This window comes from Arthrobacter sp. LAR12-1-1.1 (assembly GCF_040676555.1).
Taxonomy (GTDB): Bacteria; Actinomycetota; Actinomycetes; order Actinomycetales; family Micrococcaceae; genus Arthrobacter.
Genome location: NZ_JBEGIG010000010.1, coordinates 19950 through 40366, shown reverse-complemented (window position 1 = coordinate 40366; position 20417 = coordinate 19950). Strand labels below are relative to the sequence as shown.

The window sequence follows — 20417 nt, the reverse complement described above, 5'->3', positions numbered from 1 at the left end:
GCACGCGAGTGGCTCGTGAATACTGACAGCGCCCAGCCGCATGACAATTACGACGCGTTCCTGTCGAGGCTGGACGCCGCCACAACGAGCCTGAGCACCCGGGCCGCGTCGCTGGACAAAGCACTGGCAGCCGTTTCGCTCCTCTTGGGTCCATCTGAGTCCGCCGTCCGGAAATGGGAACGACGGCGCCATTACGTCAGTGCGCAGCTCGCCGCACACTCCGGGTCGCCCCAGTCCTACACCGCGCTGTGCGAGCTCCACGTTGTGGCAGGAAAGATGGAATCGATGCTCCGCGGCCGTGTCCAGCGTGTCACCGAAAAGCTGGCCGTCATGCAAGGGCGTCGCGAGGCCATCGACAAGTCACTGCTGGAGCTTGAGCTGAGCAGAATCAAGCTGACGTCGTCCCGGACGCTGTCTCAGGACCGCGAAAAATTGAGCAGCATCTTTTCTGAACTCGCCGGCTCCACCGTGGCCACCGGAGCCATTCCCGATATGGGTTTGCTGAGCGATCTCAAGGAAGCACGCGAGGCAATCATCCTGGCCGAGGCGCTCATGGAAGTGAAGGGGTACTAATCATGGAAATTTCTAGGCGAGATCAGCCCCGAAAGGACATCGTCGCTGTTGTTCGCTGGTCAAAGAAGCCGGGCGAAAGCCCTGTAACCAAGTTCATCCTGTCCAGTATTTTGGGATTGATCCTGTGCCTGTTCCTGATGATCTTCGTGTCCATCCTCAGGAGTTTCGGTGCCTTGGTGTTGTTTACCCTCATCTTCGCCGCCCTTCTTACGGTGCGCACGGTCACGGCCCAGAGACGCTTCCTTCGCGGGCTGACGAAGAGGATCAATGACACCCTCGCCGAGGTCACCAGCAGCCCTGGCGACCAACTCTCCGTCAGGCAATTCCGGCACATGACCAAGAGCGGCGAGCAGCTTCCGCTCCTTGTCAGCGGCGTACCCGGGTTGAACCTGCATGTGGCCCGGGCTTCAACGCTGGAGAAACATGCCCCCGAGAAGTGGGTTGCGGTCTTCACGGTGATCCCTCCGGAGAACGGGACCGCGAGTTTCGACCGCCTGGTTGCGGCGGCAATCGACGCCGGCCACGGAACCACCAGCAGTAGCGCCGCCTAGCGCGCTCCGACGAAGGCCGGCCGCCGTCGTCAATCCCAGCCCAAGGCGGGCCGGAGGTCGCGGGAAATCGCCTCGAGCAGACTGACGTTGAAGTCCACGCCGAGCTGATTGGGGACGGTGACCAGCAAGGTGTCTGCCGCGGCCACGGCCGCGTCCCGGGCGAGCTCCTCCACCAGGCGGTCGGGTTCACCGATGTAGCTACGCCCGAAGCGCGCCAGCCCGCCGTCGAGGTAGCCCACCTGGTCCCGGGCGTCGGCCTGCGCGCGCAGCCCGAAGTATCGCCTGGATTCGTCATCGATCAGCGGAATGATGCTTCGCGAGACGGACACCCGCGGTGTGCGCGGGTGTCCGGCCGCTGCCCAGGCCTCCTGGAATCCCGCGATCTGCTCGGCCTGCAGTTGGTCGAAGGGAACTCCGGTGTCCTCCGTCAGCAGGGTCGAGGACATGAGGTTCATACCCTGCTTCCCGGCCCACCGGGCGCTGGCACGGTTTCCCGCACCCCACCAGATCCGTTCCGGAAGCGTTGCTGACAGCGGCTGAATCGGGACCAGCCCGCTGTGCCCGCTGACCTGCGGATTGGCCACGGCAAGGCCCGCCCCGGAGATGGCGTCCCGGAAGCGCTCGGTATGCCGGCGGGCCATGTCGGCGTCGGACTCTTCCCCTGCCGGGAGGTGTCCGAAGGCCTCGTAGCCGGCCAGCACCGTTTCGGGCGAACCGCGGCTGACCCCGAGCTGCAGCCTTCCTCCACTGATGAGGTCGACGGCGGCGGCCTCCTCGGCCATGTAGAGCGGGTTCTCGTACCGCATGTCAATGACTCCGGTGCCCATCTCAAGGCGAGAGGTGCGCGCGGCAATCGCTGCAAGCAGCGGGAACGGCGAGGCCTGCTGCTCGGCGAAGTGGTGAACCCGGAAGAACGCGCCGTCGACGCCGACTTCCTCCGCAGCCACGGCCAACTCAATTGCCTGCAGAAGGGCGTCCCGGGAGGAACGCACACGCGAACCGGGGACGTCGCCCCAGTGGCCGAAGGACAGAAACCCGATCTTTTTCATAAGAACTCACACCTTCTCATGAGAAACCGGACTTGTGGAATGGAGGGCGGATCCGTTTTACACGATCCGGGCGGCCGCGCTCAGCCGGCCAAGACTCAGCCGGCTAAGAGAGGGCCCCGTCCGCCTTCACGGCAAGGACGGGCCGGTCCGCCTGCATGAGGATGCGCTGGGCGTGGCTGCCCAGGATGAATTTGCCGACCTGTGAGCGGTGCCGCAGGCCAATGACAATCAGGGATGCGTTGACTTCGCGGGCGACATCAAGGAATTCATCGGCGAGGTCGTCACGGTACGGCGGCTGGATCACCGTTGCCCTGATGCCGGCCTCCGTGGCCCGGCGGCCGGCCTGCTCCAGGATGTCGGAGGCGGCAACGGACTTATCTACCAGGGCGCCTTCGCGTGCGGAGTTGACGATGACCAAGTCTTCATTCCTGAGCATGGCTTCGGCAATACCGGCGGTCAGCGCGGCCTCCCCTGCCGGTGTGGGGACGAAACCGACGATGATACTCATACCTTCTCCTTGATTTTCGTGGTGATGGGCTGTTCGCTTTGTGCCGTCGTCCGCTTCGCCAGCAGAGTCCGGATGCCCGGGAGCACGGCTACCAGGACGAACACGGTGAGCAGCGTCGCGGAGATGGGGCGGGTGAAGAAGCCCGTGGGATCGCCGCCGAACACGAGTAGTGAACGGCGCAGCGAGCTCTCCAGCAGGGATCCGAGGACGAAGGCCAGGACCAGCGGACCGGGTTCAAAGCCGAACTTCTTCATCAGGTACCCGACGATCCCAAACACCACGACGAGCGTTACATCGAACATGCTGTTGTTGATGGTGTAGGCACCGAGCAGTGTAATGAGGGCGGTGACCGGGGCCAGGATCGCGGCCCGGACGCGGAGGATTTTTACGAAGATTCCCACGAGGGGCAGGCTCATGATCAGCAGCAGGATGTTGCCGATGTACATGGAGTTCACGACGCCCCAGAACAGCCCGGGGTCCTGCTCCACCAACTGCGGGCCCGGCGTCACTCCCTGGATCAGCAGGGCACCGAACATCAGGGCCATGGTGGCGTTGGCCGGGATTCCGAGGGTCAGCAGCGGGATGAACGACGACGTTGCAGCGGCGTTGTTGGCGGTTTCCGGTCCGGCGACGCCTTCGGGGGCCCCCTTGCCGAATCGTTCCGGCTGCTTGGCGCGCTTCTTCTCCATCGCATAGGAAGCCATCGATGCGATGGTGGCGCCGCCGCCGGGCAGAATGCCGAGGAAGAACCCGAGGACCGAACCGCGGGCGATCGCGCCGGAGGCCTGCTTCAAGTCTGTGCGTGACGGCCAGACGTTGGTGACCTTGGACGGTGCCTTGGCGGCGCGGTGACGCTCTTCGAGGTTGTAGAGGATTTCTCCCAGGCCGAAGACGCCCATGGCGATCGGCACGAAATCGATTCCGTCGGCCAGCTCCAGGTTGCCGAACGTGAAGCGGCTTTCGCCGGTGAAGATGTCCCGGCCGACCGTTGCCAGCAGCAAGCCGACGGCGGCGGCGATGAGTGCCTTGGTCTTGGCACCGTTGCTGATGGTGGCCACCAAGAGGATGCCGAGCAGCGCGAGTGCCGAATATTCTGCCGGACCGAAGTCGAGGGCAAAGCTCGCCACGACGGGGGCGAGGAAGGTCAAGCCGATGATAGAGGCGGTCCCGCCGATGAACGAGCCGATGGATGCCAGGCCGAGTGCGGTGCCGGCCTTCCCCTGTTTGGCCATCTGGTAGCCGTCGAAGACGGTCACCACCGACGACGCTTCGCCGGGAAGCCGGAGGAGCACCGAGGTGATGGTGCCGCCGTACTGTGCGCCGTAGAAGATGCCCGCGAGCATGATGATGGCGGTGACGGGTTCGACGTTATAGGTCAGCGGCAACAGGATGGCGATGGTTGCCGCGGGCCCCAGACCGGGCAGGACACCGATCAACATGCCGATGACGACGCCGATCAGACAGTACAGGAGGTTGCTCGGCTCCAGGACAACGACGAATCCGTTGATCACGGGATTTAGAAAATCCACGGGGTTCTCCTAGAAGAGGTGGGGAATGGAGGTGTTGAGTGCAAGGACGAAGATTCCGTAGAACGCCGCCACGACGATCGCGCTTACCAGCAGGGTGGAGCGCCACGTTTCGCCGCCGAGGAAGCGCATCCAGATGACACACAGGACGAGAGCGGGCAGTTCAAAGCCGATGGCCGGCATCAGCGCGACCATGGCGGCGAGGGTGACGAGCCCCGTGAGGGGTGCGGCGGACATGCGGGTGAACTTCTCCGCGTCCCGGTTGTGCCGCCCGAGGATCAACTGGAAGAGTCCCAGGACCACCATGACGCAGCTGATCATGAACGGCCACAGCCCGGGTTCCGGCGCCGCCGGAGTGCCCAGGCCCATCGCAACGGACAGGACCATGGCTCCGGCGCCGACGCCGAGGACCACCAGGGAGGACGCCGCATTCGCCAGCGCTCCGGCGGCGGGCGGCTTCTCGTCCTCCCACTGCGCAGCGAGCTGCTCCGGCGTCAGGTCCTCCAGCAGGTCGTCGGCAGGAGTCTCGGCGGCGTCCACGCCGGAAAGGGCGGCCGGGCGGCTTCCCCCTCCGGCGGGCACTGCAGGTGATGACGACACTGGGATCACTTCGTCCCGCTGAGGCTGATGTCGTACTTCTCCACCAGCGACTTGTACTTAGCCGCGTAGTCCTTCCACTGGGTGACGACTTCCTCGCCGGAGATTTCCTTCGGGGTCAGCATGTTCTTCTTGTTGAATTCCTTGTACGAATCTGACTTGAAGGTCTCCTGGATGGCAGCGAGCAGCTTGTCCTTCACGTCCTTGGGGGTTCCCTTGGGAGCGGCGACGGCGCGGTACTGCGCCACGGGAACGTCGTAACCGGATTCCTTGGCCGTGGGCACGTCCGGGAGGAAGGAGTTCCGCTCCTCCGAGAACACGAGCAGCGGTGCGACCTTCCCGGCCTTGATCTGCGGCATGGCTTCGCCGAGCTGGATGGTGGAGACTTCGACCTGGTTGCCGAGGACCGCGGTGAGGGCCGGCTTGCCGCTGTCGAACGGAACATCGGTGCCCTTGACGCCGGCCTGCTTGAAGAGGACGGTCTGTGCCAACTGGCTGCCGGTACCCACGCCGGTGGTGCCGAAGGTGATATTGCGTCCGGCTCCGGTCAGGTCCTTGATGCTGTTGAAGCCGGAGGCCTTGCTGGCCACCAGCACGTAGTCGTCCTGGGACAGGCCCGCGATGATGTCCAGGTCGTCAATGTTGACGGCCTCATCCGCGGTGACCGCCAACGGGGTGATCGTGACCAGGGACGCCGTGACCAGCAGGAGGTTCTGGCCGTCGGCAGGCTTGCCGGCCACTTCCTTCGTGGCCAGGGCGCCGTTGGCGCCCGGCTTGTTCACCACGGGCATCGGGGCGCCGAGGGTTTTGGACGCGCCCTCGGAGATGGCGCGGGCAATCAGGTCGGTGCTGCCGCCGGCGGCCTGGCCCACGGTGAGGCTTACGGGCCCGTTCGGATATTTTGAAGAATCGGTACTGCCGCCGGCAACATTGCCGCAGGCCGTCAGCGCCAAGAGCGTGACGGCCGATGCCGCTCCAAGTACGGTGCGGCGCGAAGGGAAGTGCATCATTGAAACTCCTCATTGATGGTCAGGGCCAGCGCCCCGGAAGCATGTGAACCGCGTCACTGCCGGTTCGCTGTGTCGAGTGTAGGGAGCGGCTATGATGCATGTCTAAGCCCAAATATGCATCGAGTGATACCGGGAAGGCATCATGTTTACCTTTGACCAGCTGGCAGGATTCATCGCGGTGGCAGAAGAGCTTCACTTCGGCCGCGCGGCGGAACGGCTGAACATGACCCAGCCCCCACTGAGCCGGCAGATCCAAAAACTGGAAAAGGCCGTCGGCGCCGAACTGCTGGAACGGGACAACCGGAAGGTCCAACTGACCCCGGCCGGAACCGCCTTTCTGGAGGAAGCCAGGCGGTTGCTGGCCCTCGCGGAACGGGCCCCTGTCACCGCCCGCCGCATCGCGTCGGGCCGCTCCGGCCTCCTGCGCATCGGCTTCACGGCCGCCAGCGGGTTCAGTATCCTGGGGCCGCTGCTGGAGGAGATTTCGGCGATCCTCCCCGACGTCGACGTCGACCTGCAGGAGATGGTGACGGGCGAACAGATCCAGGCCCTCGAAACGGGAGAACTGGACCTGGGGCTGGCACGCCCACCCTTCGACAAGGAGGTTTTCGACTCGCGGCTTCTCTACCGCGAATCCATGATGGTGGCCGTTCCGGCCGGCCACCCCCTGGCCCGCCGCGGCGGCATTGTCAGGAACGAGGACCTCAAGGACGAGGCCCTGATCATGCATTCGCCGCTGCAGGCCCGGTACTTCTACGACCTCGTGGTCCGCATGGTGCCGGTGCAGCACGGCAACGTGGTCCACACCGTAAGCCAGATCCTGACGATGGTCTCACTGGTGGCGGCCAAACGTGGCGTCGCCTTTGTGCCCCGGTCCGCCACGGTGCTGGGCATCCAGGGGGTCGAATTCCTCCCGCTGGCCAGCAGCCATGGCGAACCCGTGGAGCTCCATGCCATCTGGAGCCGGAAGGTGAGCAATCCCGCCCTGTCACGGCTTCTCGGCCGCCTGGACTTCCAACTGGACTAGGAGCCGCTGCAATGCACTCAAGGTATCAATGCATTCAATAATGCACTTGGACAGGCATGAGGCACCAAACCTAGTCTGAAGGGGAACCGCACTTCCCCGCCGACTCGGCGCTCACCCGGAGGACCACACCGTGGCAAAGTACACACCCCAGGAACTGGCGAACGTCCTCAAGGACGGCCTGCTCTCCTTCCCCGTCACCTCGTTCGATGCACAGCTGCAGTTCGACGAGGAGAACTACCGCAAGCACCTCGCCTGGCAGGCCAGCTTCCCGGTGGCCGGCCTCTTCGCGGCCGGCGGAACCGGTGAGGGCTTCTCGCTGACCCCGTCCGAGTCCGAGCGCGTTGTCCGTGCCGCCGTCGAGGAAGTCGGCGGCACCGTCCCGGTCCTCGCCTCCGCCGGCGGATCGACCGCCCAGGCCATCGAGAACGCCCGCGCCGCGGAAGCGGCCGGCGCCGAGGGCATTCTGCTGCTCCCGCCTTACCTCACCGAGGCGGACCAGGGCGGCCTGATCGAACACGTCAGCGCCATCTGCCGGTCCACGTCCCTCGGCGTCATCATCTATAACCGTGCGAACGCGATCTACAAGGACACCACGGTCGCCACCCTGGCGGACCGCCACGAGAACCTCATCGGCTTCAAGGACGGCGTGGGCGACCTCGAGCACGACGCCCGCGTGTATGCCAAGCTCGGCGACCGCCTGTTCTACCTCGGCGGCCTCCCGACGGCGGAGACGTTCGCCCTCCCGCTGCTGCAGCTGGGCATGAGCACCTATTCCAGCGCCATGTACAACTTCGTGCCCCAGTTTGCCCTGGACTTCTACCAGGACGTCCGGAACCAGGACCGGGTGGCCGTGAACCGGAAGCTGAACGAGTTCGTGATCCCCTACCTGGATATCCGCGACCGGGTGAAGGGCTACTCCGTCTCGATCGTCAAGGGCGGCCTCGACGCGATTGGCCGCTCCGCCGGCGGGGTCCGTCCGCCGCTGCAGAACCTGGCACCCCAGGACCTCGCAGACCTCAAGTCCCTCATCGCCACCGTTTCCTAGGAGGACGCACCCGTGACACTCACCGGACGCTCGATCATTGCCGGCCAGGCCGTCGCCGGGGACGGCAAGACGGCGTACGCCTTCAATCCCGCCACCAACCTCCAGCTCGAGCCCGGCTACACGCTGCTCACCGAAGTACAGCTGAAGGACGCCACCGCAGCCGCCGCCGCAGCTTACCCCTCCTTCAGCACCCTCGACCCGGAAACGCACGCACGGTTCCTCGAGGCCATTGCCGAGAACATCGAGGCGATCGGTGAGGAGCTCGTCACCCGCGCGGGCCTCGAGACCGGGCTGCCGGCCGCGAGGCTCCAGGGCGAACGGGCGCGCACCACCGGCCAGCTCCGGCTCTTCGCCGGCGTCGTCCGCCAGGGCGACTTCCGCGGCGTCCGGATCGACCCGGCGTTGCCGGACCGCGCTCCCCTGCCGCGCGCCGACATCCGCCAGCGGCAGATCCCGCTGGGGCCCGTCGCCGTTTTTGGTGCGAGCAACTTCCCGCTGGCCTTCTCGACGGCGGGCGGCGACACCGCCTCCGCCCTCGCCGCCGGCTGCCCCGTGGTCTTCAAGGCCCACAATGCGCACCCCGGCACCGGCGAACTCGTCGGCCAGGCCATCGCCAAGGCCGTCCGCGACACCGGGCTGCACCCCGGCGTGTTCTCGCTGATCTACGGTCCGGGCAGCAGCATCGGCCAGGCCCTCGTCGCCGATCCGGCCATCAAGGCCGTCGGCTTCACCGGCTCGCAGTCCGCCGGCATCGCCCTGATGCGCACCGCTGCCGCCCGGCCGGAACCCATTCCGGTCTATGCGGAAATGTCCTCGCTCAACCCGGTGTTCGTCTTCCCCGGCGCCATCGTCGGCAACGCCGAAGAAATTGACGCGCTCGCCCGGCAGTACGTCGCGGCCGTCACCGGCAGCTCCGGGCAGCTGTGCACCTCCCCCGGCCTCCTGTTCGCCCCTGCCGGTGCGGCCGGCGACGCTTTTGCCGCCGCCGTCGGCCGGGCCGTGTCCTCCTGCGCCGGGCAGACCATGCTGACCGCAGGCATCGCCGGGTCCTGGAACGCCGGCGCCGAAGCCCTGGGCTCCGCCGGGAACGTCGGCGTCGTCGGGGAGGGCACCGAAGGGGCAACGCAGAACGCCCCCGCTCCCGCCATCTTCGGCACCAGCGTTGCCGAGTTCGTGTCCAACCCCGTGCTGCACCAGGAAATCTTCGGCGCCGCCAGCCTGGTGATCCGCTATTCAAGCACCGAGGAACTCATTGGCGCCGCCAACCGGCTCGAAGGCCAGCTCACGGCCTCCCTGCAGCTGACCGAGGCGGACTACCGCGCGGCGGCACCGCTCATTCCGGTACTGGAGCAGAAGGTCGGCCGGATTATTGTCAACGGCTGGCCCACCGGCGTCGAAGTAGGCCACGCCATGGTGCACGGCGGACCCTTCCCCGCCACTTCGGACACCCGGACCACTTCCGTGGGTACCCTGGCGATCAACCGGTTCCTGCGGCCCGTCGCCTACCAGAACCTGCCGCAGGAACTGCTTCCGGTGCCGTTGCAGGATCCCAACCCCTGGCGGCTGAACCGCCGGATCGACGGCGTCGTCGAAGATGCCGCAGCAACACAGAAAGCAGAGGTCAACGCGTGAGCACTCAGCCCAGCATTGCCCACGTTGAAGTGGTTCCGGTCGCCGGGCACGACAGCATGCTGATGAACCTCAGCGGCGCGCACGGCCCGTTCTTCACCCGCAACATCGTGATCATCACCGATTCGGACGGCCGCACCGGTCTCGGCGAAGTGCCGGGCGGGGAGAAGATCCGGACCACCATCGAGGAGGCCGGCGCGTTCCTGGCCGGCCGGCCGGTGGCCCGCTACCGATCCCTGCTGCGGGACGTCGCGGCGGAGTTCGCCGACCGCGACGCCGGCGGCCGCGGACTGCAGACCTTCGACCTGCGCACCACCGTCCATGCCGTCACCGCGGTCGAATCCGCCCTCCTTGACCTGCACGGGCAGTTCCTCGGAATTCCGGTCGCGGAATTGCTCGGCGACGGCCAGCAGCGCAGCTCCGTGCCCATGCTCGGCTATCTGTTCTTCATCGGTGACCCCGGCCGGACGGATTTGCCGTACCTGGTGGAGGATGCGCCGGCGGACCGGTGGGAAAAGCTCCGCCGGCAGGAAGCCATGACGCCCGAAGCTGTGGTGGCCCTGGCCGAGGCAGCCCAGGAACGGTACGGCTTCAGCGACTTCAAGCTCAAGGGCGGGGTCCTCTCCGGTGACGCCGAGGTGGATGTGGTGACCGCCCTGGCCAGGCGCTTCCCGGAGGCGCGGATCACCCTCGATCCCAACGGCGCCTGGCTCCTGGATGAGGCCATCCGCCTGGGCAAACGCATGCAGGGCGTTGTGGCCTACGCCGAAGATCCCTGCGGCGCGGAAGGCCGCTTCTCCGGACGCGAGGTCATGGCCGAATTCCGCCGTGCCACCGGGCTGAAGACCGCCACGAACATGATCGCCACGGACTGGCGCGAGATGTCCCACGCCATCCGCAGCAACGCCGTCGATATTCCTTTGGCGGACCCGCATTTCTGGACCATGCACGGCTCCGTCCGGGTGGCGCAGATGTGCGCCGAATTCGGCCTGACCTGGGGATCGCACTCGAACAACCACTTCGACATCTCGCTCGCCATGTTCACCCACACCGGGGCAGCCGCCCCAGGCGAGATCACGGCGCTGGACACGCACTGGATCTGGCAGGACGGCCAGGGGCTCACCAAGGACCCGCTGCAGATCAAGGACGGTGCGATCCAGGTTCCGGACGCTCCCGGCCTCGGCATCGAGCTGGACCGCGACGCCCTGGACAAGGCACACCAGCTGTACCTGGAACACGGCCTCGACGCCCGCGACGACAGCATCGGCATGCAGTACTACCTTGACGGCTGGTCCTTTGACCCCAAGCGGCCCTGCCTCGTTCGCTGAAGCAATTCCGGGCCGGGACAGGCACGTCAATGTGAAGAGCTAGGGTAAGGGCGAATTTTGGTCGGCGTGGTCTCCGGGATCCTGATAGTGTCCGCCGTGATCGCCGTCGGATATCTCACGGCCCGGCTCCGGATCCTCGGACCGGAAGTCCAGGGCGCCCTGACCCGTACCGCCTATTACGTCACCAACCCGGCGCTGCTGTTCACGGTGGTGGCCGGCAGCGACATCCGGGCCGCGCTCGGAACGGATGCCCCGCTGGCGCTGCTCTCCGCGGCGGCAGTGGGGCTGCTCTATTCCCTGCTGAGTTTCCTGTTCTTCCGCCGGCCGGTGGCGGAGACAGCCGTCGGGGCGATGGCCAGCAGCTACGCGAACGCCAACAACATCGGGATCCCCGTCTCCCTCTACGCCGTGGGAACGGCCCAGCACGTGGCTCCCGTGCTGTTGGTGCAGATCCTCGTCCTGGCACCGGTCTATTTGACCGTGCTGGGCCTCGCCTCGGGGTCCAGGATCTCCTGGCAGAAACTGCTGCTCCAGCCGTTCGCCAACCCCATGATCATCGCCTCCGGCCTCGGCGCGGCCGTCGCACTGACTGGCTGGACAGTTCCGGAACTGCTGCGGAAACCGATCGACATGCTCGCCGGCGGCGCCGTCCCCATGGTCCTGCTGGCTTTTGGACTGTCCCTGGCCGGCAAAGCCCCGCTTCAAAAGGGCGACGGGCGCACGGAATCGCTCGTCGCCACCTTCCTGAAGATCGCCGGCATGCCCGTGATCGTCTGGGCCCTGGGCCGCTTCGCTTTCGGCCTCGAGGGGCAGCATCTGCTGGCCCTCGTGATCATGGGGGCGCTGCCCACAGCCCAGAATGTCTTTCTCTTCGCGTCCCCGTACCACCGCGGCGTGATCGTGGCCCGGGACGTCATCCTGTGCACCACCCTGCTCTGCTCCGGTTCCCTGCTGGTCATCGCCTGGCTGCTGGGCTGACTGTGGCGAACCACGAACCACACTTGTTATACAAGTAGATAACTTGTAACCTAAGTTGAGCGGGGCGGAGTTGCCTCGCCGGAACTTCAGGGAGAACCATGACCAGCGTTGATCTCATCCGCCACGTAAAGCTGTCCACGGCCAGGCTTCCACTCGCCGTCCCGATCAGCGACGCGAAAGTTTTCACCGGGCGCCAGAAGCCCATGACCGAGGTCGTGTTCCTTTTCGCCGAAATCACCACCGAGCAGGGACACAGCGGAATCGGCTTCAGCTACTCCAAGCGAGCCGGCGGCCCGGCCCAGTACGCGCACGCCAAGGAAGTGGCCGAGGGCATCATCGGCGAAGACCCCAACGACATCGGCAAGCTCTACACCAAGCTGCTGTGGGCCGGGGCCTCCGTCGGCCGCTCCGGCGTGGCCACCCAGGCGCTGGCCGCAATCGACGTCGCCCTCTACGACCTCAAGGCCAAACGCGCCGGCCTGCCGCTGGCCAAGTTCCTGGGCTCCTACCGGGACTCCGTCCAGACCTACAACACCTCGGGCGGCTTCCTGAACGCCTCCCTGGACGAGGTCAAGGCCCGCGCTACCGCCCTCCTGGACGAAGGCATCGGCGGCATCAAGATCAAAGTCGGCCTGCCGGACACCGCCGAGGACCTGCGCCGCGTTGCCGGCATCCGCGAGCACATCGGCTGGGACGTGCCCCTCATGGTCGACGCCAACCAGCAATGGGACCGCGCCACCGCCCTGCGGATGGGCCGCCGGCTGGAGGAATTCAACCTCGTCTGGATCGAGGAACCGCTCGATGCCTACGACTTCGAAGGCCACGCAGACCTCGCCCGCGCCCTGGACACGCCCATCGCCACGGGCGAAATGCTGGCCTCGGTCGCGGAGCACAAGGGACTGATCAACGCCAACGGCTGCGACATCATCCAGCCCGATGCGCCGCGCGTCGGCGGCATCACCCAGTTCCTGCGCCTCGCCGCCCTGGCCGACGAGCGCGGACTGGGCCTCGCCCCGCACTTCGCCATGGAAATCCACCTCCACCTCGCCGCCGCCTACCCGCGCGAACCGTGGGTTGAGCACTTCGATTGGCTCGATCCGCTGTTCAACGAGCGCCTCGAAACCAAGAACGGCCGCATGCTGGTCCCGGACCGTCCCGGGCTCGGCATCTCCCTCAGCGAGCAGGCACGCGCCTGGACCACAGAGTCAGTGGAATTCGGCAAGTAACCTTGAAGCCATGAGCCGGAACCTGACCGCGGACCTCGCCAGCGATCTTCGCCGCCGCATCGTCGACGGCGTTATCCAGCCGGGCGCGAAGCTGCCCAGCGAAAACACCCTGATCAGCGAATTCGGCGTCAGCCGCACCGTGGTCCGCTCGGCCCTGACCAGGCTGCAGGCGGAGGGACTGGTGGAAACCGAACGTGGGCGGGGCAGCTTTGCGCTGACCCCGCCACCGGACGGACCGCAGCAGTCCTCCGGGAGCCGCCCCGTGGCCAGCCTGGAGGACCGCCTGTGGCAGCTGGAGTTCCGCATCGCGGTGGAGTCCGAGGCCGCCGCCCTCGCCGCCCGAAACCATACAGACCGGCAGCTGAAGGCTGTCCAGAAGGCTTTTGAAGACTTCATGGACAGCGCAGCGCACCCGGCACACGCCATGAAGGCTGACTACGAGTTCCACCGGGCCATTGCCGCAGCCTCCGGAAACCCCTTCTACTCCGACTGCCTCGAATCCCTGGGGCAGACCATGATCGCGATGCCCCGCGCCCGGCTCGTGGGCGGGGGCGAGCACGATGCGCGCGGGCATTTCGATCAGGTGGTACAGGAGCACCAATCAATCGTCGCCGCCATCGCGGAATGCGACGGACCGTCGTCGGCGGCGGCAATGCGCAGCCATTTGGCAAACTCCCGACGCCGGCTGCGCGCCACAGCTTCCGGCAACGGCTGACCCTGGCCTCTGGCCTACAACGGGGCCATCCAGTCCCTCAAGGTATCCAGCGATGCAAATTATGTGTTGGACGGGCATTACCGCCGCAGAATAAAGTGAAGAATCGCTGTGGTGAGGGCCACATCAACTGCCCGCCGCGGCCGACCAGCTTCGCCAATTCAAAGGAAATCTCCATGCAGTCTGTCGACAACGCTGTCACGGACGTGGTCTTTGCCACGAAAAAGTTCTTCAAGCGGGTACTGCCCATCATGCTCGTCATGCTGGTCTGCAACCAGCTCAACCGGTCCAACATCGGCTACGCGCAGGAGCACCTGCAGGCCGACGTCGGCATCGGCGCTGCCGCCTACGGATTCGGGGCCGGGCTGTTCTTCATCGCGTACGCCATCTTCGAACTGCCCAGCAACGTGATGATGGAGAAGTACGGTGCCAAGGTCTGGCTGGCCCGGATCATGGTCAGCTGGGGCATCGTCTCCTTCCTGATGGTGTTCGTGCAGAACGAGACCATGTTCTACGCCTTGCGGTTCCTGCTGGGCGCCGCGGAAGCCGGGTTCTTCCCCGCTGTCATCTTCTACTTCGCCCGCTGGGTACCCGCCGGGCAGCGGGGCAAGGCGACGGCGATCTTCATCGCCGGCTCCTCGGTTGCCGCCGCGCTCTCCGGTCCGATCGCCGGAATGCTGCTCAGCCTCCACGACGTCCTGGGGTTCCGCGGCTGGCAATGGCTCTTCGGCTTCGAAGGGTTGCTGTCCGTGGTGGTCGGCATCGCCGTGTTCTTCGTCCTTGACGCCAAGATCGAGGACGCCAAATGGCTGACGGCGGGCGAAAAGTTTGCTCTCACGGCGGCGATTGCTGAGGAGGACGCCCAGCACGCCACCGCCACGAGCGGGAAAATCAACCGCTGGAAGATGCTCCTGAACCCGCAGATTCTCCTTCTCTGCGGCATCTACTTCGCCGTGCAGCTCTCCATCTACGCCAACACCTTCTGGCTGCCCAGCATCGTCAAGCAGATCCCAGGAACCACGGACCTGAGCGTCGGATTCCTCTCCGCCATCCCCTGGGTCTGCGCCGTGATCGCCATGTACTTCGCGGCCAAGTGGCAGGACAAAGCCAAATCCAAGCGGCCCCTTCTCGTGGCTGCGCTCCTGGTCGCCGCCGTCGGCACCCTCGCGGCCGCCGTCGCCACCCCCGTACTGGCCCTGGTGTTCCTGGCCATCGCCGCCATGGGATTCAAGAGCGCGTCACCGCTGTTCTGGACCATCCCTCAGTCCGGCCTGCACCCCGTCATCCTGGCGCCGGCCATCGCCATCATCAACTCCCTGGGCAACCTCGGCGGCTTCGTGGCCCCGTTCGGATTCGGCATCATCAAGGAACAGACCGGCAGCGTCATACCGGGGCTCTTCGCCCTCGCCGCGGCATCAACAATCGCCGCCGCGCTGGTCTACTTCCTCAAGGAGCGCAAGACCGAAACCGCGGCGGAGCCCGTGGCTACGCCCGCGGAGGCATCGCCGTACGCCGTAGCCGCCAAATAGTTCCGGACGCTAAAAAGGAAGGCAGGCACCCTAAGGGGCGCCTGCCTTTCCGTCGCCCCATGCCGCCCTCAGTCTCTCTTGCGTGCTTCCTGCAAGTGCCGGTCGAGCTTTTCTTCCGCTTCGCGGCGGCGTTGACCGACAATGCGAAGCTGCTGAGTGATCGGATTTCCGTAGCCATCAACGTCGCGGTGATGCGTGCCCTTCATACGCTCGGGGCCAGAGGGCAAGGTCGCCCGCGGTTCAGTATTTTCGCCCATATCGGGATGATCCCACAGTGCCCGCCGGCTGAAAAGGACTGTGATTGCCGCGAAAAATGATCCGTGCGGACGACGTCGGGAACTGGCACAGACGGGCATGTTCCCGTGTCTGCGGGTGGCTTCACTCCGGGGTCGTGTCCCGATGAAGGTCCGAGTCGAGGGCGTGGGCGCTGGCCAACGTGGCCAGCAGGCTCCCCAGCTGCGCAGACTGTTCGCTGGTGAGCGGGGCCAGGAGTTCGGCTTCATGGCGTTCGGCGATCCCGCGCAGATTTCCCAGGATCTTCACGCCCTCGGCCGTCAGCCGAAGCTCGTAGTTCCGCCGGTCGGTGCGGCTGCGCACCCGCGCGACCAGGCCTCGCGTTTCCAGCGAGTCGATAAGTGGAACAACGCGGCTCGGCACCGCGCCCAAGCGGTCGGCGAGGGACCGCTGGCTAAGCCCGGGGGTGCGGCCCAGCAGGCGGAGGACGCCCGCGTCGCTCGGAGTCAGCCCGAGCTCGCGTGTACGCTCGGCGAAGCGTGCCGAAGCCAGCGCCCCGAGCTGGGACAGCAGAAAAGCGGTTCGCTTCGACCGCGACGGATCCGGTGAGTCCATGCCCCAATATTACGCTATTGACAGAATCATTCAACGGATGAATCATTTTAGTTGTGACGTAACTACGTGAAAGAAGCGATCATGACTGACCTATCCCCCCACCCCACCTCTCCAACGACACGATCCGGCGGCCCCAACCCGGGCATCCTGGCGGCCGTGAGCCTGGGACTCACGGTCGGCGGCCTGCTCAGCAGCGCGATCCTCACGGGCGGCCAGACCTTCGTCTCGCCGTTCTCTCCTGCCAGCCAGGTCGCGGCCTTCTTTCACGGAAACCCCGATGCGGTGCGGCTCGCCAGCTTTTTCCAGTTCGGTTCAGCAGTACCGCTGGGCATCTTCGCGGCCACCGTTTACGCCCGGCAGCTCCGGCTTGGCGTGCGCGTCCCCGGGCCCGCGATCGGTTTCTTCGGCGGCATCACCGCCTCGGTGTTCCTCATGCTCTCGGCCGCCGTGGGGTGGGTCCTGAGCCGCCCGGAAATCACCACCGATGTGCCGCTGACCCATGCGCTGTCGTTTCTCGCGTTCATCACCGGCGGCGTCGCCTTCGTCGTTGGCCTGGGGCTCCTCGTGGCCGGAATCGCCGTCCCGGCGCTCATCCTGCGCTTCGTGCCGCGCTGGCTGGCCTGGGCCGGCCTCGTCATCGCCGCCTTGGCCGAGCTGAGCTTCCTGTCCATGGTGATCGAGCCGCTCCAGTTCCTGTTGCCCATCGGGCGGTTCGGCGGACTCCTCTGGCTTGTCGCGGTCGGATTCCTGTTGCCACGGAGCCGGGCAGCAGCGAACCGACAGGAAACCTGAGCATCCGCCTGAAGTGCGGCCGGCAGTAACCGCAAGACAGCCCGGCTTGTTCCTTCTGTATTTCAAAAGAGCGTTACGCCCGTAAGTTCGGCGAGTTTGTTGGTGAGCCTGTCCTGAAAGGCCGTGTCGTTGACCTCCGGGGCCGGTTTACGCGGCCGGCGGTGGTGCCAGTAGCTGCCGGAGACCAGGGCTGCGGGGTCATTGCTGACGGCGAGCCAACTCTGGGTGTCGTGACCCATGGCCAGGTCGTCAGGGGCGCCGGCTCCGCCCATCTTGGTGGCTACCCAGCCGGGGTCAACGGAGTTGCTGAACACATCGGGCCAGTGCCGGGCGACCGAGGCGGCGAGCGCAGAAACATGGAGTTTGCTCTCGGAGTAGGCCGCGCTGGCATTCCAGCGCCGCTCGGTCCAATCGATGTCATGGAGATTGCCGCTGGCCCCATGGTGCATGCCGCTGCTGATGTAGACCAGGCGGCCGGGCCGTTGGATCAGTGCCGTGAGCAGGTAGGGGGCGAGAACATTAACCGCCAGAGTGCGGGAGTGTCCCTCCGGCGTCGCGACGCGCCCCGGCGCGAGGTAGACACCGGCGTTATGGACCACGGCGTCCATTCGTCCCAGGGCGTTGACCTGTTCGGCGAGGTCCCGCGTTTCGACGGCGCTGCTGAGGTCACCAACGACGACGCCGGCCGCTTGCGGGGCGAGGTCATCGAGGGCGGCGGCACGTGCCCTGGTACGGGCGTGCAGCAGGACCTCGTGGCCTTGATTCAACAGCGTCCGGGCGGTGGCGAGTCCGAGTCCGTCGGTCGATCCGGTGATGAAAATGCGAGCCATGGGGATGGTCCCCTTCGTGGTTCCGGGTACGTCCCGACCACCTTAAGCCCTTGACTCCAGAAACGGATCACCGCGTGGCCACGCGGGCACGCGGACTTCTGAATCGTTGCGTTTAGGTTCCGTCCCCTGACAAGCCGCCGAGCCCGGCCAGATCCGCGCGACCATAGTGCACTCGCCCAGCGGGACGATGATGCAGGAGGGGTTGGCGGGCGCCTGGACGGGACCCGGGCGCCCGCCCAGCGCCTGGCCGTGAGGGCTGCGCGGGCGTTTCGACTTCCGACGCTTCCCCCTGGACGAGTGTCAGATCGGGTCGGCGGCCCCCGGCAGGCTCCTCCCGCAGAGCGATCAGGTGCGCCGCCAGCGCCACTTCCGGTCGGCCCGGGTTGGCCCGCAGCAAACGACACAGCTGATCCCGGGCACGGGCCTGTCCCGGCAAGGAATCGGACAGCACCGCGGCGATGATCTCGGCGGCCTGCAGGCGTATCTCCCGTACCCTGCTGTCCTCCGGTTCGCGTTCCCACGGGTCCGCGGGCGGGTACCCGTGGGAGGGTTCCGGACGGGACGACAACTTAATGGACATTGGCTAATCCTTTGTTCCCGTTCCGGCAGAGCCCGGAACCGGCCACGATCCCTAGAGCCCTTGATACAACCCTGGAGCAAACGGGTTGGAAGACCGTGAAGCCACATTACAACGGGAAAGACCGGTCTGTCTTGGATGATGCGCGAATCCTGCACGAACATTGCCCACATGGCCGCATCCTAATCGCGGCTCCCGATAATTTCCTGCAGCCATGTGACTGCGGCGGTCCTGGAGGTAAAAAACTCGTGCGGGTATTTGGTCTCCCGGCTCGTGGCGGAAGCGATGACCCTGTCAACTGCGCTGGATCCGGGGACCGCGATGGCCACCACGCCGGTACTTTGTGCGAACTGGTATCGGGCCGCCGCGCTGAACTCGACGTCGGTCATCTCGGAGAGCATCGGCATTGGCGTCCCGCCCTGCCCGCTAACGCCGCAGGGCGTCGATTCTGCCCGCGGCAGCGGAACAACCGCGGCGTGCTGTACGTTGCACTGAGGTTAGTCAACACTCGAGAAATGAGAACAGCCACGTGGCAACCGACTACGACGAAGTCCGCTCGGACGTCAAGGAAACCCAGGAAAACTCCCTGGAGGCGCTGCAGTCCGCTAACGCCCCGGACGCCCGCAGCGTCGTCCAGGAGCTCGACGAGGCCGACGGGCTGGACGGGGCCGGAGTCCCGGGCGGCGAGTTCATCGCCGAAGAGCTGATTGTTCAGGTCATTCCGCAGGCCAACGACGAGTTCACGTGTTATTCCTGCTTCCTGGTCCGGCACCGCTCCCAGATCGCCCGGCAGACGGGCGCCCAGGTCTACTGCACCGACTGCGAAGGCTGAACCTGGGAGGTCTCCACAGCGCGTAGTGATCTCAATCGATTCGGGTGGCCGGGTGCTGCGCGCCGCCCTCGGACTGCTCCGCAACCTGCTGTTCACCGGCCCGCACCCGGGGTTCATTACCGGGAAGTAGCGTCGGGAGTCCTTGTTGAGATCCAACCTTTGAGAGGCTCCCCAATGAGCACGACTCGCACCCGAGGCATCCTCACGGCCGCCGCAGCAATCGTCCTGGCCGCGTCCGCAATCAGCGGAACCGCGGCCGCCCAGGCCGCAGGAAAGAGCGCCGATTCCGGCAACCACGGTGAAAAAAATACGGCGCTGGCCGACGCCTTCAATGGCGTTGACCGGAACACGAAGTGGCAGCAGACGTCAAGCCTGAAGCTGAACTTCCCTACGTACCACACCGAGGGAATCGCCTACAGCCAGGACCACATCTTCCTCTCGGCCGTTCAGATCATCGAGCCGACCGTGAAGTTCCCGAGCCCGCAGAACGGGTTCGACCGCACCCCCGGTAAGGGCGTCGGCCACCTGTTCGTCATGGACAAAGCCGGCAACCTGCAAAAGGACATCATCCTGGGCGAGGGCGACATGTACCACCCGGGGGGCATCGACTTCGACGGCACCAACGTCTGGGTCCCCGTGGCCCAGTACCGGCCCGACAGCAGCGCCATCATCTACCGGGTCGACGCGAACACCCTCGAGGTGCACAAGCAGTTCGAGGTGAAGGACCACTTCGGTGGCATCGTGATGGACAAGCAGACCGGCCATCTGGTGGGCAACACCTGGGGCTCGCGCCGCTTCGCCGAATGGGACCTGCAGGGCAAGCAGCTCTCGACCTGGGAGAACCCGAACTACTTCATCGACTACCAGGACTGCCAGTACGTGCCCAACTCCAGGATGCTCTGCGCCGGAATCACCAACCTCCCGCAGACCCCGGCGGCCGGCGGCACCGGTGCCACCTACGAACTCGGCGGCATGGCGATGATCGACCTCAAGTCCAGCAACGTAATCCGCGACGTCCCGTTCCAGCAGTGGTCCACCGCAGGCCACGTGGCCACACGCAACCCGTTCAAAATGACGGCCGACGGCGGGCACCTCACCATGAAGGTGGCCCCCGACAACGGCGAAGAAGGCAACGGCACCGAAATCCTCACCTACGAAGCCACCGTCACGCTGGCGAAGTAGCGCGGACCGGGCGCGGGCCCGGGAAGCGCAGTCATGCGGACGGAGGAAGGCCACCGGCGGCTATGAC

The 20417-nt window shown here is 65.8% G+C and carries 22 protein-coding genes; 14 read left to right on the top strand and 8 right to left on the bottom strand.

The window, feature by feature from the left end; translation table 11 throughout:
- Positions 1–15: 15 nt before the first annotated feature.
- On the top strand, positions 16–573 hold the full coding sequence (locus MRBLAR12_RS07710; protein WP_229994852.1) for a hypothetical protein: 558 nt from the start codon (positions 16–18) through the stop codon (positions 571–573).
- Positions 574–575: 2 nt separating this feature from the next.
- Positions 576–1124 (top strand): hypothetical protein, encoded by a 549-nt coding sequence (locus MRBLAR12_RS07705; protein WP_229994853.1) that lies wholly within the window; start codon positions 576–578, stop codon positions 1122–1124.
- Between the two features lie 29 nt (positions 1125–1153).
- Here the strand turns inward: MRBLAR12_RS07705 and MRBLAR12_RS07700 are convergent, their stop codons facing one another.
- The 5 genes from MRBLAR12_RS07700 to MRBLAR12_RS07680 form a co-directional block, all read right to left on the bottom strand.
- The gene (locus MRBLAR12_RS07700; protein ID WP_229994854.1) at positions 1154–2173 is read right to left on the bottom strand and encodes an LLM class flavin-dependent oxidoreductase; all 1020 of its coding nucleotides are present in this window, start codon (positions 2171–2173) and stop codon (positions 1154–1156) included.
- 103 nt (positions 2174–2276) lie between these two features.
- Positions 2277–2681, bottom strand: a complete 405-nt coding sequence (locus MRBLAR12_RS07695) for a universal stress protein (RefSeq protein WP_229994855.1) — start codon at positions 2679–2681, stop codon at positions 2277–2279.
- Complete coding sequence (locus tag MRBLAR12_RS07690) at positions 2678–4210, bottom strand: tripartite tricarboxylate transporter permease (protein WP_229994856.1); 1533 nt, start codon at positions 4208–4210, stop codon at positions 2678–2680. Before MRBLAR12_RS07690 ends, MRBLAR12_RS07695 begins: the two co-directional genes overlap by 4 nt.
- A gap of 9 nt (positions 4211–4219) precedes the next feature.
- The gene (locus tag MRBLAR12_RS07685) at positions 4220–4807 is read right to left on the bottom strand and encodes a tripartite tricarboxylate transporter TctB family protein (protein ID WP_229994857.1); all 588 of its coding nucleotides are present in this window, start codon (positions 4805–4807) and stop codon (positions 4220–4222) included.
- Between the two features lie 5 nt (positions 4808–4812).
- The gene (locus MRBLAR12_RS07680; protein ID WP_229994858.1) at positions 4813–5814 is read right to left on the bottom strand and encodes a Bug family tripartite tricarboxylate transporter substrate binding protein; all 1002 of its coding nucleotides are present in this window, start codon (positions 5812–5814) and stop codon (positions 4813–4815) included.
- A gap of 142 nt (positions 5815–5956) precedes the next feature.
- Here MRBLAR12_RS07680 and MRBLAR12_RS07675 point away from each other — a divergent pair, with 142 nt between their 5' ends.
- The 9 genes from MRBLAR12_RS07675 to MRBLAR12_RS07635 all read left to right on the top strand — a co-directional run bounded on the left by MRBLAR12_RS07675 (position 5957) and on the right by MRBLAR12_RS07635 (position 15605).
- Positions 5957–6841, top strand: coding sequence for a LysR family transcriptional regulator (locus MRBLAR12_RS07675; RefSeq protein WP_229994859.1), 885 nt, complete (start codon positions 5957–5959; stop codon positions 6839–6841).
- Between the two features lie 130 nt (positions 6842–6971).
- Entirely contained in the window at positions 6972–7886 is a 915-nt protein-coding gene (kdgD, locus tag MRBLAR12_RS07670; protein WP_229994860.1) for a 5-dehydro-4-deoxyglucarate dehydratase, read from the top strand.
- 12 nt (positions 7887–7898) lie between these two features.
- Positions 7899–9518, top strand: coding sequence for an aldehyde dehydrogenase (NADP(+)) (locus MRBLAR12_RS07665; protein WP_229994861.1), 1620 nt, complete (start codon positions 7899–7901; stop codon positions 9516–9518).
- Positions 9515–10843 (top strand): enolase C-terminal domain-like protein, encoded by a 1329-nt coding sequence (locus MRBLAR12_RS07660; RefSeq protein WP_229994862.1) that lies wholly within the window; start codon positions 9515–9517, stop codon positions 10841–10843. The genes MRBLAR12_RS07665 and MRBLAR12_RS07660 overlap by 4 nt, the downstream gene beginning before the upstream one ends.
- A gap of 57 nt (positions 10844–10900) precedes the next feature.
- Positions 10901–11821, top strand: coding sequence for an AEC family transporter (locus MRBLAR12_RS07655; protein ID WP_229994863.1), 921 nt, complete (start codon positions 10901–10903; stop codon positions 11819–11821).
- Between the two features lie 98 nt (positions 11822–11919).
- Entirely contained in the window at positions 11920–13047 is a 1128-nt protein-coding gene (locus MRBLAR12_RS07650) for an L-talarate/galactarate dehydratase (protein ID WP_229994864.1), read from the top strand.
- Positions 13048–13057: 10 nt separating this feature from the next.
- Positions 13058–13762 (top strand): FadR/GntR family transcriptional regulator, encoded by a 705-nt coding sequence (locus MRBLAR12_RS07645; RefSeq protein ID WP_229994865.1) that lies wholly within the window; start codon positions 13058–13060, stop codon positions 13760–13762.
- A gap of 173 nt (positions 13763–13935) precedes the next feature.
- Positions 13936–15288, top strand: a complete 1353-nt coding sequence (locus tag MRBLAR12_RS07640) for an MFS transporter (RefSeq protein ID WP_229994866.1) — start codon at positions 13936–13938, stop codon at positions 15286–15288.
- 59 nt (positions 15289–15347) lie between these two features.
- Positions 15348–15605 (top strand): hypothetical protein, encoded by a 258-nt coding sequence (locus MRBLAR12_RS07635; RefSeq protein WP_229994867.1) that lies wholly within the window; start codon positions 15348–15350, stop codon positions 15603–15605.
- Between the two features lie 61 nt (positions 15606–15666).
- Here MRBLAR12_RS07635 and MRBLAR12_RS07630 read toward each other — a convergent pair whose 3' ends face one another.
- Complete coding sequence (locus MRBLAR12_RS07630; protein WP_229994868.1) at positions 15667–16137, bottom strand: MarR family winged helix-turn-helix transcriptional regulator; 471 nt, start codon at positions 16135–16137, stop codon at positions 15667–15669.
- Positions 16138–16218: 81 nt separating this feature from the next.
- Between MRBLAR12_RS07630 and MRBLAR12_RS07625 the strand changes: the two genes are divergently transcribed.
- Positions 16219–16929, top strand: coding sequence for a hypothetical protein (locus MRBLAR12_RS07625; RefSeq protein ID WP_229994869.1), 711 nt, complete (start codon positions 16219–16221; stop codon positions 16927–16929).
- A 62-nt stretch (positions 16930–16991) separates the two neighbouring features.
- On the opposite strand, the gene MRBLAR12_RS07620 is transcribed toward MRBLAR12_RS07625, so the two are convergent.
- On the bottom strand, positions 16992–17759 hold the full coding sequence (locus tag MRBLAR12_RS07620) for an SDR family NAD(P)-dependent oxidoreductase (RefSeq protein ID WP_229994870.1): 768 nt from the start codon (positions 17757–17759) through the stop codon (positions 16992–16994).
- A 759-nt stretch (positions 17760–18518) separates the two neighbouring features.
- Positions 18519–18743: a hypothetical protein gene (locus tag MRBLAR12_RS07615; RefSeq protein ID WP_229994871.1), complete on the bottom strand. Its 225-nt coding sequence runs from the start codon at positions 18741–18743 to the stop codon at positions 18519–18521.
- A 122-nt stretch (positions 18744–18865) separates the two neighbouring features.
- On the opposite strand from MRBLAR12_RS07615, the gene MRBLAR12_RS07610 reads away from it, so the two are divergent.
- Complete coding sequence (locus MRBLAR12_RS07610; protein ID WP_229994872.1) at positions 18866–19168, top strand: DUF4193 domain-containing protein; 303 nt, start codon at positions 18866–18868, stop codon at positions 19166–19168.
- A 174-nt stretch (positions 19169–19342) separates the two neighbouring features.
- A complete protein-coding gene (locus MRBLAR12_RS07605) occupies positions 19343–20350 on the top strand; it encodes a DUF6454 family protein (RefSeq protein ID WP_229994873.1) in 1008 nt (335 codons plus the stop codon).
- The last annotated feature ends 67 nt before the right edge of the window (positions 20351–20417 follow it).

Bases quoted from the DNA above. Each gene is read 5' to 3' on its own strand.
- MRBLAR12_RS07705 (WP_229994853.1), top strand. From the start codon at position 576: ATGGAAATTTCTAGGCGAGATCAGCCCCGAAAGGACATCGTCGCTGTT.
- MRBLAR12_RS07700 (WP_229994854.1), bottom strand. From the start codon at position 2,173: ATGAAAAAGATCGGGTTTCTGTCCTTCGGCCACTGGGGCGACGTCCCC.
- MRBLAR12_RS07695 (WP_229994855.1), bottom strand. From the start codon at position 2,681: ATGAGTATCATCGTCGGTTTCGTCCCCACACCGGCAGGGGAGGCCGCG.
- MRBLAR12_RS07680 (WP_229994858.1), bottom strand. From the start codon at position 5,814: ATGATGCACTTCCCTTCGCGCCGCACCGTACTTGGAGCGGCATCGGCC.
- MRBLAR12_RS07675 (WP_229994859.1), top strand. From the start codon at position 5,957: ATGTTTACCTTTGACCAGCTGGCAGGATTCATCGCGGTGGCAGAAGAG.
- MRBLAR12_RS07650 (WP_229994864.1), top strand. From the start codon at position 11,920: ATGACCAGCGTTGATCTCATCCGCCACGTAAAGCTGTCCACGGCCAGG.
- MRBLAR12_RS07645 (WP_229994865.1), top strand. From the start codon at position 13,058: ATGAGCCGGAACCTGACCGCGGACCTCGCCAGCGATCTTCGCCGCCGC.
- MRBLAR12_RS07640 (WP_229994866.1), top strand. From the start codon at position 13,936: ATGCAGTCTGTCGACAACGCTGTCACGGACGTGGTCTTTGCCACGAAA.
- MRBLAR12_RS07635 (WP_229994867.1), top strand. From the start codon at position 15,348: ATGCCGCCCTCAGTCTCTCTTGCGTGCTTCCTGCAAGTGCCGGTCGAG.
- MRBLAR12_RS07630 (WP_229994868.1), bottom strand. From the start codon at position 16,137: ATGGACTCACCGGATCCGTCGCGGTCGAAGCGAACCGCTTTTCTGCTG.
- MRBLAR12_RS07625 (WP_229994869.1), top strand. From the start codon at position 16,219: ATGACTGACCTATCCCCCCACCCCACCTCTCCAACGACACGATCCGGC.
- MRBLAR12_RS07620 (WP_229994870.1), bottom strand. From the start codon at position 17,759: ATGGCTCGCATTTTCATCACCGGATCGACCGACGGACTCGGACTCGCC.
- MRBLAR12_RS07615 (WP_229994871.1), bottom strand. From the start codon at position 18,743: ATGCCGATGCTCTCCGAGATGACCGACGTCGAGTTCAGCGCGGCGGCC.
- MRBLAR12_RS07605 (WP_229994873.1), top strand. From the start codon at position 19,343: ATGAGCACGACTCGCACCCGAGGCATCCTCACGGCCGCCGCAGCAATC.